This window comes from Kitasatospora sp. NPDC001539 (assembly GCF_040298565.1).
Classification (GTDB): Bacteria; Actinomycetota; Actinomycetes; order Streptomycetales; family Streptomycetaceae; genus Kitasatospora.
Window position 1 is genome coordinate 1 of record NZ_JBEPAK010000206.1, and the last position, 12,647, is coordinate 12,647.

The following is a 12,647-nucleotide window of genomic DNA, read 5'->3' on the forward strand; positions in this document are numbered from 1 at the left end:
GGTACCTGGCTCGGGCCAGGTACCGGGGCGGCGGGCGCAGGACGTCCTGGAGCCGGTGGCCCGGCTCCGGATCAGGGGGCGACGACCTGGAGGTGGACGCCGGCCGTCGCCTTCATGGCGCTCTTCATGGCCTCCACCGCCGTCTCGCCCAGGGCGATCGCGTAGCCCACCCGGTCCTCGGAGCTGCTCAGGTCCGAAAGGCCGTCGCCGGGCCGGCGCTCGAAGTCCCACCGCAGGACGTCGTCAGCGGGGGCGAGGGCGATGCCGGTGAGGGTGCCGCAGGCGGGCGGCAGCACGAAGCTGATCGCCGCCCCCGGCGCCACGGGGCCCGCGGTCAGCACCGGAGCCGTACCCAGCAAGGCCGCCACCGCACGCTCGTACTGGTCCTGGCCGGTGGCCAGTTCGACGAGTTCCGGGATGCAGTCGCCGCCGACCCGGGTGTGGGTCTCGATGACCACGGGCCCGTGCACCGGGTCCAGCCGCAGCTCGGTGTGGCTCGCGCCGTAACGGATCTCCAGCCGGTCCAGGACGCAGCGCACCGCCTCGCGCAGCCGCTCGGCGTCGCTCTCGGGCAGCGCAGCGGGGACCATGTGTCCCGTCTCCACGAAGCCGGGGCTGCCCGTGGTCTGCTTCGCGGTGATCGCCAGCACGGTGTGCCGACCGGCCGCGCTGACCGCCTCGACGCTGAACTCCGGCCCCTGCGCCATGTGTTCGGCGATGTACCGCGAGGTGCCCGGCCCTTGGGCCGCCGTCCCGTGCGCCCCGGCGGCCGCCACCTCGGCCTGCCACCGGGCCAGCTCGGCGTGCGACCGCAGCGCCGACACCCCGATGCTGCCCGCACCGTCGGCCGGTTTGACGACCCACGGGACACCGTCCGGCTCGTCCCGCACGGCGGCGGCGACCTCGTCGGCGGTGCCGGCGGCGTACCGCCAGGCGTAGGGCGTGTCCGCGAGCAGGCGGCGCATGGCCGCCTTGTCGCGGGCACGGGCCGCGGCGGCGGGGGAGACGGACGGCAGCCCGAGGTCGGTCGCGATGCGGGCGCAGACCTCCTGGGCGTACTCGGTGAAGGACAGGACGAGGCGCGGAGGACCGAGTTCGGCGATGAGGCGGTCCACCGCCGCCCGCACCGCGTCGTGGTCGGTGACGGGGCAGAAGACGACGCGCTCCGCGTGCGCCGCCACTTCGCGAGGCACCGCCACGCCCGGGGCCACCAGGACCACCGGCCGGTGGCCGTGCAGGGTGATCGCCCTGGCCCCGCCGGGGCTAGGTCCGAGCAGACACATCCAGTTCATGGTCAACTCCTTCTCCTTCGTGCGCGTCCGGTAGATCGGCGGACGATGAGCGCCCGTCCCAGGCCATGGCCAGGCCGGTGAGCAGGGCGAGGACGGCCGCGCCCCAGTACGGTGACGCCGCCGGCGACAGCAGTCCCGACCCGGAGCGGCCGACCACCAGGAAGGTCCCGAGCCACGCGCCGACCGACTCCGCGGCGCCCGAGGCCACACCCGCCAGGGCGTAGGCGGCCGGTAGGGACAGCGTCCCGCGGCGCTCGCTGATCTGGGCGTCGTAGAGCGGACTCCAGATCAGCTCGGCCAGGGTGAAGAGCACCATCGCCACGAGGACCACGCCCAGGCCGGTCGACCGGCCGAGCGCGAACAGCAGCACGGACGCGGCCAGGACCGCGCAGGCCGCGGCCCACAGGGCGCCGAAGCCGCCGCGCGGCGCGTCCAGCAACCGGCGGATCAGCCAGGACATCGGCACCTGCAGGGCCACCACCATCACGGCGTTCAGGGTGAACACCAGGCCCAGGTCGCGGGCGTCGACGGTGTCGCCCAGGTAGGCCGGCAGCACGTCGGACGTCTGGGCGTACGCCACCCAGGTGCCGCACGCCAGCAGCGAGAACACCACGAACGGGCGCTGCACGCGCCACCGGCGCCCGCCGCCCTTGGCCGGTGGCACCGGACGCTCGGACCGCCGCCAGGTGCCGGGCAGCGCCGTCGCCGTCACCAGCGCCACCAGGTGGAGCGCCGCCGCCGCCAGCGGCAACCAGCCCGCGTGCCAGTGCAGGAGCTGCCCCCCGAGGGCCGGGCCGACCGCGGATCCCGCGTTGACCGCCATGTTGAGGTAGCTGAACCCCCGCAGCCGTTGGTCCGCCGGGAGGGCCGCGACGGAGGCCTTCATCGCGGTCGTCGCCATCGCCAGGAACAGGCCGACCAGCGTGGCGAGCACCAGCCAGCCGATGGCCGGAAGCCCCAGCCCCGAACCGAGTGCGACGAAGACCGCAACGGCCCCCACGTAGCCGAGGACGACCGAGGCCTTGAGCCCCAGCCGGTTGATCAGCGGGACCAGCAGCACCGCACCGGCCCGGTTGGCCAGGATGGAGGAGCCCACGACGAGGCCGGCACTGCCGCCGGACAGGCCCTGGGTGTCCACCAGCCACAGCCCCAGGTAGGGCAGGAAGGAGAAGAAGCCCGCACAGCTCGTGGCCCGTGCCACCACCACCGCGGCCAGCTGCCGGGTGGCCATCGGACGTCCGGCATCGGCCGCCGCGGGCCGCTGCCCGCTCACCACCGTCGCATCTCCCCGAAGAAACCGGGCAGCGGCATCAGCCGGCCCTCCTCCAGCCCCCGCCGGTACAGCCAGTGGCCGACCGCCAGGTCGAGGACGCCGAGGCCGAACGGCGAGAACACAACGGGCCGGTCCGGGCGGCACGCCACCTCGCCGCGCAGCACACCGGCCAGCGTGCCGGTGACGAAGTCCCGCCCGCCGGTGAGCTGTTCGGCGAGGTGCGGGGACGTGTGGGCCTTCAGGCAGTGCTCGACGTCGTCCAGGATGTTGTCGGCCGCCAGCAGCGTCTCGGGCGCCAGGTCCCGCAACGAGATGTTCAGCACCAACTGGCCGGCCCGGAAGCGGAGGTCGGCCGGCACGTACGGGACCGGTGCCGTGGTCGCCAGGAGGACCAGGTCGCAGTCCAGGGCGGCCGCGAGGTCGCCCTCACGGGCGTCGGAACCGTACCGCTCGCGCAGGTGGCGGGTCAGGGCTGCGGCCGACGCCGGGTCGAGGTCGTGGCAGCGGACCTGCTCGATCGAGACGCCGGCCGCGTGCAGGTACTGGCAGAGCGTGCGTGCGATCACACCGCCGCCCACCACGCCGACCGTGGCGGGCCTGGCGTCGCTCAGCACGGTGCACGCCAGCGCGGCCGACGCCGCCGTGCGGGCCGCGCTGATCCCCGCCGCCTCCAACAGGGCGATCGGACGGCCGGTGTCGTAGTCGTTGAGGACCAGCACCGCCGAGGCGCGCGGCTCGCCCCTGGCGACGTTGCCCGGGAAGCTGCTGATCCACTTGATGCCCGCGACGCCGACCTCGCCGCCGAGGTACGCGGGCAGCGCGATGATGCGGGCGTCCGGCTTCTCCGGGAAACGCAGGAAGTAGCTGTCCGGGTTCACGCTCCCGCCCGTGTGGTGGGTCAGGTACGCCGCGAGCACCTGCTCGATGACGTCCTTCTCGCGGCCCTCCAGCAGCGCCTGGACATCACTGCCGCCCAGCACCGAGAACGTCGCCACCGGTGCCCCCTTGTCTGTCGTCATGCCTGTGCCTTCGCCATGTCGGTGGTTTCGATGTCGAGCAGATCCGTCACGCCGAAGCGCTCGTACACCCAGTCGTCGTCGTACACGGTGTTCAGGTAGCGGTCGCCCAGATCGGGGGAGACCGCGAGCACGGTGGCGCCCGGCGCGATCTCCTCGCGCATGGACCGCACCGCGGCCAGCACGGTGCCGGTGGAGCCGCCGAGCAGCAGACCGTAGGTCCTGGCCACGTGGCGGCACATCATGACGGTGTCCCGCTCCTCGATCAGGACCTTGTCGAAGGACCTGTCGTCGTGGAAGATCTCCGGCCGTCTGCTCGCCCCGAGCCCCGGTATCCACCGCCGCCCCGCGGGCCCGCCGAAGGTCACCGACCCCAGCGTGTCCACCGCCACGATCCGGGTGGCCGCCCCGGTGGTCCGCACGTACTCCACACAGCCCATCAGGGTGCCGCTGGTACCCGTTCCGACGAACAGCCAGTCGGGCTGCCCGAAGCCCTGGAAGATCTCCGCGGCGGTGCCGTCCCGGTGGGCCCCGGGGTTGGCCGGGTTCGTGTACTGGTTGAGCCACACCAGCGACGGGTCCTCGGCCAGGAGACGGTGGAGCAGGCGGATCCGGGTCTGCAGGAACCCGCCGTTGGCGTCCTGCTCGGTCACGACCGTCACATGCGCGCCCATCGCCCGCATGAAGCGGATGCTGTGCTCGTTGGCGTTCGGATCGGTGATCACCATCAGGTGGAAGCCCTTGGCGGCGCACACGGAGGCCAGCGCCATGCCGAGGTTCCCGGAGGTCGACTCGATCAGCCGAGCCCCCCGCTTGAGCACGCCGTCGGCCTCGGCGTTCTCCACCATCGCCCGGGCCACCTTGAGCTTGATGGACCCGGCCGGGTTGAGTCCCTCCAGTTTCAGGTGGGTCGAGAACTCCCCGACGAAATCGGGCAGTTCGAGGAAGGCGTGGGGCGCGCCCAGCTCGTAGGCAGCCTGCGCCCTCACCGTCGGACCGCCTTGCGGACCTGCTCGGCCAGGAAGTCCGGCCGGGTCGAGTTGAGGTGATGACCGCCGTGGCCGACGATGCTCAGGTCGAGCTCGCGGGTCAGCCGGGCCCAGCGGTGCACGTGCTGTTCGTGGTCCCGGGTGAGCGGGTCGTCCGCGGCGAGCAGCAGCGACAGCGGGCAGTCCAGCGCGCTGCCCGCCGGCAGCGCCAGCAGCCGTGTCCAGGAGCGGGCCGCGGCGGCCGAGTCCCGCCGGAAGTCCTGGGCGATCCGGCGCAGTGCGGCCGCCGGCAGCCCGGCCGTGTCCAGGCCGGTGTACTGCCCGAGCCACTGCCACACCTCCTCGTCGCCACGGCGCAGCGATTCCTCCGGGTCGTGATCCGCAGGGTCGTCGGAGCGGGGCAGGGACGCCACCACGAAGACGTGTGCGGGCTCCTGGCCCCGGCGGCGCAGCGCGAACGCGGTGTCCACGGCCGGCGCGGCGCCCGCCGAATGACCCAGCAGCACGAGCGGTCCCTCGGCCCGGTCGGCCACCGCGGCGGCCAAGTCCCGCACGTCGGCGCCGTCGGCGAGGGCGTGGCCGAAGTCGGCGGCCAGCACCCGCACCGGCGCCCCCGCCTCGTGCAGTGCCCTGGTGAAGGCGAGATAGCTGGCGGCCGTGCCTCCCGCGAAGGGGAAGCAGACGACCGTGGCCAGGGGGCCGGAGGTCGCCAGCCCGGCGATCGCGGTCAGATCGGTCAGCGGGTCGACGCCACGACCCGCAGCCGACCCGTCCCCGGCCCGCTCGGCGGCCGCGCCCGGAGCCGTCCGGGCGGCCAGCGCGGCCAGCGCCCGCGGCGTCGGATGGTCCACCACGTCCCGCAGGGACACCCCGGGCAGCCTGGCCGCGAGCCGCATCGCGGCCAGCGAGTGGCCGCCGAGGTCGAAGAAGCCGGCGGTGGCCGAGACGGTGTCCGCGGGCACGCCCAGGATCTCGCCGAACGCCGCGACCATCGCGGACTCGGCGGCGTTCGCCGGGGGTTCGATCACCTCCCGGTGGCGGCCGGTGAGGGGCCGGCGGCTCAGTGCGGCGCGGTCGACCTTCCCGTTGCGGGTCACCGGGAAGCTCTCCAACCGTTCGAAGACGTCCGGCACCATGTACCGGGGGAGCGTGCGCGCGAGCGCCGCGGACAGCGCTGCGGGCGACGGCTCGGCCGTGCCCGTGTACCAGGCGGCGAGCCGGTCCCGGCCGCCGTCCCGGCGCACCAGGGCAACGGCGTGGTCCACGCCGGGCACCGCGGCCAGCGCCCCCTCGACCTCGCTCAGCTCGATCCGGAAGCCCCGCAGCTTCGTCTGGTGGTCGCGGCGGCCGGCGCAGTCGAGGACCCCGCCGGGCAGCCAGCGTCCGATGTCACCGGTGCGGTAGAGCCGTCCGGACACCGACGGGAGCGTGTCCAGGGTGTTGGGTACGAACGCCCGCGCGGTGCGCTCCGGGTCGTTCAGGTACCCGAGCCCCACGCCCGTCCCCGTCACCAGGATCTCGCCGTAGGTGCCGAACGGGACGGGCCGGCCGCTCGAGTCGACGATGTGGATGTTGGTGTTGGCGATGGGGCGGCCCACCGGCAGGCGTTCGCCGGCCGCCGGGCCCGTCAGCACGTGGTGGGTGACGTCGTCGGAGGTCTCGGTCGGCCCGTACGCGTTGACCATCGGCACGTCGTAGCGCTCGAACCAGCCGTGGCTCAGGGCGGGCGGGAAGGCTTCACCGGTCACCAGGTTCCAGCGCAGGGCCGGCAGCGCACGCGGACGGTCGGCGAGTTCGCCGAGCAACGCGTCCAGGAACGAGGGCACCACCTCCAGCACGCTGACGCGCTCCTCCTCCAGGGCCCGGGCGAACGCGGGCAGGTCGGTGACGAGTTCGGCGTCGAGGACGACCGTGGTCCCGCCCACCAGCCAGGCCGCCAGCAGCTGCCACACGGAGATGTCGAAGCACTGGGTGGCCACTTGCGCCACGACGTCCTCGGCCGTCATCCCCAGGGCGTCGACCTTGGCGAGCAGGTGGTTGAGCATGCCCTCGTGGTGGATCAGCGCGCCCTTGGGCTCGCCGGTCGAACCGGACGTGAAGATCAGGTAGGCCGGATCGGCCGCAGCCGCAGCGGCGCCGGGCGCGCGGTCCCCGGACGGCTCGGCCATCAACTCCTCGTAGCAGAGCACCGCGGGGCCCTCGCCGTCACCGGCCAGCCGTTTCGCCAGCGCCTCCCGGTGCCGGGCGCCGGTGAGGACGTGCCGGCTCGCGGAGCGGGCCAGCATGGCGCGCAGCCGGGCGGGCGGATCGGCCGGCTCCTGCGGCAGGTACACCGCGCCGAGCCGCAGCACGGCCAGGACGCTCACCGCCCACTCGAGGCCGCGGTCCATCGGGGTGGCGACCACGTCACCCGCCCGGACCCCCGCCGCGTGCAACCGGTCGGCGAGGTGAGCGGACGCGGTGTCCAGCTCCCGGTAGGTCAACGTGCTGCTCCGGTGGCGTACGGCGATCCCGTCGGGCCGGGTCGCGACCTGGGCCGCGAACAGCCCGAGCGTCCCGCCCTTCGGCAGCTCCCGCACCGGGCCCGCCAGGCCCGTGGTGAGCAGCTCCAGCTCCTCCTCGCCCATCAGGGTCACCTCGCGGACCCCGGACTCGGGCCGGGCGGTCAGCAGCTCCAGGGCGCGCCGGTAGTAGCCGGCGATCCGCTCGATCTGCTCGGCCGGGAAGACGTCGCGGTAGTAGTGCAGCGACAGCGCGACCTCACCGCTGAAGGCGTCCTGCCAGAACTCGGCGCGGAAGGGGAACTCGGTCTCGCTGGCGACCTGGCTGCGCACCAGACGCAGCCCGTGGTCGCGGCGCAGGTCGTCGAGCAGGTGGAAGTGCGTGAAGTTGAAGACGGCCTCGAACAAGGGCTCCTGGACCTGCCGCACGCGCTTCATCTCACCCATCGGGTAGCGCCGGTGCGGCAGCAGTTCGGTCTCCGTGCGGTACACCTCGCGCACCAGGTCGGCCCAGCTTCCGTCGCCGATGCGGACCCGGAACGGCACCGTGTTGAGGAACAGGCCCGCGATCCGGTCACCGCCGACGACCTCCGGCCGGCCGCTGTGCTCGTAGCCGGTCAGCACGTCGCCGGAGCCGGTGACGAAGGCGAGCACGGCCACGTGCGCCGCCATCAGGACCGACTTCACCGGGACGTTCAGCCGCTCGGCGACGCGCTCGACGGCGGCCGGGACCGGGGCCGCCAGCGGGACGTCGTGCATGACCACGCCGGGGGCCTGCGCGGGGGCCGCGGCGTCGAAGGGGTACCGGGGCAGCCGGACCCCGTCGTGGTCGTCGAGGACGCCCTGCCAGAACTCACGGCTGTCCGCCGACGCCACCGCGGCGCGCTCAAGGCGCACGAAGCGCTCGTAGTCGGAGCCGAGCGGGGCGAATCCGGGCTCCCGGCCCGCGCGCAGGGCCAGATAGGCGGCGAACAGGTCGTGGTGGACCACGGTGACGCTCCAGCCGTCCAGCGCCGCCGCGTGGTAGCTGAGGCTGTACTGGTAGCCGCGCTCGCCCAGCAGGTGCAGCCGGACGCGCACCAGGCCGCCCTCCTCCGGGCGGAAACCGCGGGCCAGCTCACGGTCGTAGAAGCCGGCCAGCTCCCGTTCCTGCGCGGCCTCGTCCAACTCGGACAGGTCCGTCACCTCGACGAGGTCCGGCGCATCGGCGTGGACGATCTGCAGCGGCTCGCTGTAGCCGGACACGTGCAGCGAGCTGCGCAGCATCGGATGACGGGCGGCGACCGCGGCCGCGGCCGCGCGGAAGGCGTCCAGCACGAGGGGCTCGCCGACGCGGTAGCTCACCACGTCGTGGTACAGCCCGGGCCGGTGCCCGGTCAGCTCCACCTCGTACAGCAGACCGGCCTGGAGCGCGGACAGCGGGTAGGCGGCCACGGCGTCCGGCGGCAGCAGGAGCTCGTCCTCGCGGGTCAGCGGGCTCGCCTCCTCCGCCACCTCGCCCCGGGGCGCACCCTGGCGCACCAGCGGCTCCAGGGCGGCCAGCGTGGGATGGGCGAACAGGTCCTGGAAGGTGAAGTCGAGACCGCTGTGCTGCGCCTCGGCCAGCACCCGCACGATCTTGATCGAATCACCGCCCAGGGCGAAGAAGTTGTCCTCCATCCCGATGGTCGCCACGCCGAGCACCCGGGCCCAGATCTCCGCGAGCCGGACCGCGACCGGGCTCGTCGGTGCGGGGCCCGAGGCGCCGGTGGTGGGCCGAGGGGGCGGCGGGAAGGCCTTGACGTCGCGCTTGCCGTTGTGGGTGGTGGGGATGGCGGGCAGCGCGACGACGAACTGCGGGACCATGTAGGCGGGCAGCTCGGCCGCCAGCCGCTCGCGCACCGCCGCCTCGTCGTAGCCCGGGCCGGGCACCACGTACGCGCACAGGCTGCGGTCCCCGCCGTCGTCGAGGGCGAGGACGGCACAGGCGGCGACACCGGGGGTGGACTCGGCGACGTGCTCGATCTCCGTCGTCTCGATGCGGTAGCCGCGGATCTTCACCTGGGTGTCGATCCGACCCAGGTACTCCAGCGTCCCGTCCGGCAACCAGCGGGCCAGGTCGCCGGTGCGGTAGCCGCGCCCGCCCGGGAGTTCGGGGTCCTCGACGAACCGCTCGGCGGTGAGCTCCGGCGCGTTCAGGTACCCGCGGGCCAGACCCGCCCCGCCGATGCACAGCTCGCCCGGGGTGCCGACCGGGGCGGTGGTGCCGGCCCGGGTGCGCACCCTGAGGACGATGTTGTCGATCGGCCGCCCCAGCGGGACGCCGGCCCGGGGGTCGAGGTCCGCGCACGGGAAGTGCGTGACGTCGACGGCGGCCTCGGTCGGGCCGTACAGGTTGACGAGCTCGGTGCCCGACGGGCCGGTCAACAGCTCCGCGAAGCGGACGGCATGAGCCGTGCCCAGGGCCTCGCCGCTGGCGAACACCCGTCGCAGCGAGGCCAGCGCGCCGGCGTCGCGCTCCACGTACTGCAGGAACACCTGGAGCATCGACGGCACGAAGTGCATGACGGTGGCGCGGTGCTCGGCGATCCGGGAGACCAGCGCCGCGGGGTCCTTCTCCGCACCCGAGGCAAGGGTGCACACCGATGCCCCGGCGAGCGTCCACCAGAAGATCTCCCAGACGGACACGTCGAAGGTGAACGGCGTCTTGTGCAGGACCACGTCGTCGGGCGTCAGCGGGTAGGCCCGCTGCATCCACACCAGCCGGTTGACGACGGCCCGGTGTTCCAGCATGACGCCCTTGGGGCGGCCGGTGGAGCCGGAGGTGTAGATGACGTAGCACAGGTCGTCGGGTCCCGCGCCGCCTTCGGGTGCCGGGGCGACGCCGTCGAGCAGGCCCGGCTCGCTCACGTCGAGGAAGGTCCGGGTGGCCGGCAGCACGTCCCGCGTCGCGCCGTCGCCGACCACGATGCCCGTGCGGCTGTGCTCCAGCATGTACGCGATGCGGTTGGCCGGCAGGGTCGGGTCGATCGGAAGGTAGGCGCCGCCCGCCTTGAGGATCGCGTAGATCGCGGTGAGGGTGAGCGGTGAGCGCGCGAGGCACACGCCGACGACCGCGCCGGGGCCGACGCCGGCGGCGCGCAGCCGGTGCGCGAGCTGGTTGGCGCGCCGGTCCAGTTCCGCGTAGGTGGTGCCGTCGTCGCGGATCGCGACGGCCTGCGGGGTCCGGGCGGCCTGTCGCTCCAGGAAGCGGTGGAGCGGGACGTCGTCGGGGAAGTCGCGAGCGGTGGCGTTGAATCCGGCGATGGCGGCGCGCTCGGCGGGGAAGGCGTCCAGGAGGTCGCCCATCGGAGCGTCCGGGGCGCGGGTGACCGCGTCGAGCAGGTGGACGCAGGCGTCGGCCAGCCGCCGCGCGGTGTCGCCGGCGAACAGGTCGGCGCGGTAGCGCAGCACGAGGTGCGGCTGCGCGTCGCGCAGCCGGACGTCGGCGTGGACGGCGCACCCGGCGTCCGCCGCCCGCGCCGCGGAGAGCTGCCCGTCGACGCCGGCCGCGAGGTCGGTGGGCAGGTGCCCCTCGGAGCGCATCAGGTGCGTCACGGGCACGTCCAGGTGCGCGGTCGCCTCCTGGTAGGCGGAGCGGGCCGCGGCGAGCAGCTCGCGCCCCGTGGTCCGCCTGGTGACGCTCAGCCCGAGCGGGAAGGCGACGTCCGGTGCGCCGGGGGAGTGCCGGTGCGAGGTCACCACCTGCACCTGCTCGGTGTCGGTGGCGCGCGCGCCGAGCACCGCCACGACGGCCGTGACCAGCACCTGGCCCAGGGCGGGCCGGTCCTTGACCAGGGCGCGGCAGCGAGCTGCGCAGTCCGCGGCCAGCGGCACCGCGACCTGGTCGTGGGAGGGCTCGCCCGGGTGCGCCAGGAAGTCGCGGGGCAGGGCGGTGGGCTGCTCCCAGCCGGCCAGGAGCGAGGTCCAGTACGCGGTCTGCTCCGGGAAGGCATGGGTGTCTCGGCTGAGCTGGAACGCGGTGCTCATGGTCTCTTTCGTGTCCACGTCGGCGGCCCTCACAGGTCGAAGTCCGGCAGGTCGGCGGCCGGTGTCGTGCGGCTCGCCCGGATCACGGGGGCCGCGGGATCGTCGAGCAGCTCGGCCACGGCCTCCCGATAGGCGTCGAGCAGCCATTGCGCGGATGCCCGGTCGTAGAGGTCGGTCGCGTACTCCAGGTCGAGCCTCAGCGCGTCGGGCCGCAGGTAGGCCTGGAGGTTGAGGTCGAAGCGTGTGGTCCCCGGGTTGACCAGTTCGGTGCGGGCGGTGAGCGTGCCCCGGCGCACCACGTGGAAGTCGATGTCCTGGAGCGCGAACAGCACGTCGAACAGCGGGTTGCGCCCCGGTTCGGGCAGCAGCCCGAGCCGCTGTGCCAGTTGGGGGAACGGGGGACCCTGGTGGGTGAGCGCCTCCCGGGCCAGCCGGTCCGCCTGCGCCACGAGGTCGCCCAGGGTCACCGGGCCGTCGTCCAGCCGCACGCGCAGGCAGGCCGTGTTCACGAACATGCCGACCATCGAGTCGAGATCGGGATGGACCCGCCCGCTGGTGGGAGTGCCGACGGTGAAGTCGCGCCGCCCGGAGATCCGCGCCAGCGTCGCGGCCCACGCGGCGAACAGCACCCCGAACGCGGTCGTGCGGTGCCGGCGTGCCGCCGCGCGGATGTCGGCGCAGCGCTCGGCCTCCAGCACGGCGCTGACCACCGCTCCCCGGGTGGCCCGCACCGGCCCGCGCGGGTGGTCCACCGGCAGCACCGGCGCCGTGGGCACCTGCGCCAACTGCCGCAGCCAGTAGTCCTCGTCCGCCGAGTCGGCCCCGTCGGCGGCCCGGTCGTGGGCCCACCACGCCGCCGCGCGGTAGTCCGCGGCCCGCTCGGGAAGCGGCTCGCCCGCGTAGGCGGCCAGCAGTTCCTCGGCCAGGATCCGGAGCGAGACCCCGTCGAAGACCACGTGGTGGGTGTCGAGGTGGAGGTCGTGCCGGTCCGGGCCGGGCGCGCGCACCAGCAGCGCACGCAGCAGGGGAGCGCCGTCGGGCCGGTGAGGCCGGAAGGGACGCACGAAGCGGGCGACGGCCCGCTCATCGGGTGCCGGCAGGTACGTGAACTCCGGTGCGGTGGGCGGGGCCGGCTCCTGGCGGACCCCGTCGGACCCGACGGTGAACTGCATCCGCAGTGCCTCGTGCCGGGCCACCAGGGTGACCAGTGCCGCTCGGAGGCGTTCCGGGTCCACCGGCCCGGTCAGCTCCAGGCGCACCGGGATGTTGTACACCAACGACTCCGGATCGGCCTGCCAGATCGCGAACAGCCCCTGCTGCTGGGGGTGGAGGGGGGCCGCACCCGGCGCCGGGCGGGGCAATCCCGGCGCCGGGGCGGAGTCGGCGCCCGCCAGGGTGTGGGCCATCCCGGCGAGCGAAGGCGCGGCGACCGCCTCGGCGTACCGGACCGTGACGCCCTCCCGGGCGAGCCGGCCGATGAGGACGCCGAGGAGGAGCGAGTTGCCGCCGAGCCGAGCCCGGACACGATGGTGCGGACGATGGAGAGGGCGTGGGCGTCGTCCTCGGCC

Annotated in this window: 6 protein-coding genes; all 6 read right to left on the minus strand. The window is 74.2% G+C overall.

Translation table 11 applies throughout. The annotated features are described in order from the left end of the window. Window positions 1-71 precede the first annotated feature (71 nt). Window positions 72-1,292, minus strand: coding sequence for an ATP-grasp domain-containing protein (locus ABT247_RS25710; RefSeq protein WP_350746439.1), 1,221 nt, complete (start codon window positions 1,290-1,292; stop codon window positions 72-74). Beyond that, entirely contained in the window at window positions 1,264-2,523 is a 1,260-nt protein-coding gene (locus tag ABT247_RS25715) for an MFS transporter (RefSeq protein ID WP_350746442.1), read from the minus strand. Before ABT247_RS25715 ends, ABT247_RS25710 begins: the two co-directional genes overlap by 29 nt. A gap of 38 nt (window positions 2,524-2,561) precedes the next feature. Beyond that, window positions 2,562-3,584: a 2,3-diaminopropionate biosynthesis protein SbnB gene (gene sbnB / locus ABT247_RS25720; RefSeq protein ID WP_350746445.1), complete on the minus strand. Its 1,023-nt coding sequence runs from the start codon at window positions 3,582-3,584 to the stop codon at window positions 2,562-2,564. Beyond that, the gene (sbnA, locus tag ABT247_RS25725) at window positions 3,581-4,570 is read right to left on the minus strand and encodes a 2,3-diaminopropionate biosynthesis protein SbnA (protein ID WP_350746448.1); all 990 of its coding nucleotides are present in this window, start codon (window positions 4,568-4,570) and stop codon (window positions 3,581-3,583) included. The genes sbnB and sbnA overlap by 4 nt, the downstream gene beginning before the upstream one ends. Further along, window positions 4,567-11,079: a non-ribosomal peptide synthetase gene (locus ABT247_RS25730; protein WP_350746451.1), complete on the minus strand. Its 6,513-nt coding sequence runs from the start codon at window positions 11,077-11,079 to the stop codon at window positions 4,567-4,569. The genes sbnA and ABT247_RS25730 overlap by 4 nt, the downstream gene beginning before the upstream one ends. 29 nt (window positions 11,080-11,108) lie before the next feature. Further along, window positions 11,109-12,647, minus strand: a 1,539-nt coding sequence (locus tag ABT247_RS25735; RefSeq protein ID WP_350746453.1) for a condensation domain-containing protein, incomplete at its 5' end; no start/stop codon positions are given.

Bases quoted from the DNA above. Each gene is read 5' to 3' on its own strand.
- ABT247_RS25730 (WP_350746451.1), bottom strand. From the start codon at position 11,079: ATGAGCACCGCGTTCCAGCTCAGCCGAGACACCCATGCCTTCCCGGAG.
- ABT247_RS25710 (WP_350746439.1), bottom strand. From the start codon at position 1,292: ATGAACTGGATGTGTCTGCTCGGACCTAGCCCCGGCGGGGCCAGGGCG.
- ABT247_RS25715 (WP_350746442.1), bottom strand. From the start codon at position 2,523: ATGGCCACCCGGCAGCTGGCCGCGGTGGTGGTGGCACGGGCCACGAGC.
- sbnB (WP_350746445.1), bottom strand. From the start codon at position 3,584: ATGACGACAGACAAGGGGGCACCGGTGGCGACGTTCTCGGTGCTGGGC.